We start from the raw sequence: 839 nt of genomic DNA on the forward strand, positions 1-839 counted from the left end.
CTAGGCAGTGGCCCCATAAATTTGCGGGCCGGCTAGGAGCGTGATTCAACCTCTCTCGATAGGGGAGAGAGAGATGCGCCGCCACGAATTGACGGACGAGGAATGGGCGATCATCGCCCCGCTTTTGCCGAACAAGCCGCGCGGGGTCGCGCGGGTGGATGACCGCAGGGTGATCAACGGCATTCTCTGGCGGTTCCGCACCGGCGCGCCGTGGCGGGACGTTCCGGAGCGCTACGGTCCGCGTACAACCCTCTACAACCGTTTCGTTCGCTGGCGGGCGGCCGGTGTCTGGGACCGGCTGCTGGAAGCGGTCTCCACCGCCTATGACGGCGACATAGTGATGATCGACTCATCCTGCGTTCGCGTTCACCAGCACGGCGCCGCCATCAAAAAGGGGGCGATGACGATCGTTGCATGGGACGCTCCCGGGGTGGGCTGACCACCAAGATCCACGCTCTGGTTGACGCTGAGGGGCGTCCAATCCACCTCCTGCTCACCGCCGGGCAGGCGGGCGACGCGCCGGCTGGGCGCGAACTGCTGGCCCGTCTCGCACCGGGCGGCATCCTGCTCGCCGACAAGGCTTATGACACCGACGCCATCCGCGCCGAGACGGCCGAGCGCGGCGGATTTGCCAATGTGCCGCCTCGCACGATCCGCAAGCGCAGCTTCGCCTTCAGTCCGTGGCTCTATCGCCAGAGGAATCTCGTCGAGCGCTTCTTCAACAGGATCAAGCAGATGCGCGGCCTCGCCAGCCGCTACGACCGGCGCCCAGACAACTTCCTCGCAGCCCTCAAGCTCGCTGCCGTCCGCATCTGGATCAATGCGTTATGAGTCCGCTG

1 pseudogene is annotated in these 839 nt (G+C 65.7%); it reads left to right on the forward strand.

The annotated features are described in order from the left end of the window. Positions 1-73 precede the first annotated feature (73 nt). Positions 74-831, forward strand: a pseudogene (locus tag VRZ77_RS21705) (IS5 family transposase). Positions 832-839: the final 8 nt, after the last annotated feature.

Source organism: Ancylobacter sp. G4_0304 (assembly GCF_047501495.1).
Lineage (GTDB): Bacteria > Pseudomonadota > Alphaproteobacteria > Rhizobiales > Xanthobacteraceae > Ancylobacter.